The following is a 219-nucleotide window of genomic DNA, read 5'->3' as shown; positions in this document are numbered from 1 at the left end:
TTGGACGGTATCACCAGCAACGGCACCGTGAACGTGCTGGGCCTGGTCGATGGCGCCACCTGGGAGTACAGCACTGATGGCGGTGCCAGCTGGACCGACGGCACCGGTGACAGCTTCGTGCTGGACGAAGGCACCTACGCCGCCGGCACCGTGCAGGTGCGCCAGACCCTGGACAACGCGACCAGCGGCACCTCGACCCTGGGCGCCGTGACCATCGAC

At 68.0% G+C, this 219-nt stretch carries 1 protein-coding gene; it reads left to right on the top strand.

The annotated features are described in order from the left end of the window. A partial coding sequence (locus ACGK9R_RS17235; protein ID WP_394583557.1) for a hypothetical protein occupies positions 1-219 on the top strand: 219 nt, incomplete at both ends.

The sequence above is a fragment of the Halomonas sp. HNIBRBA4712 genome (genome assembly GCF_043558675.1).
Lineage (GTDB): Bacteria > Pseudomonadota > Gammaproteobacteria > Pseudomonadales > Halomonadaceae > Vreelandella.
Note: the sequence above shows the minus strand (reverse complement) of the source record. Positions and strands in the feature narration are given on the sequence as shown.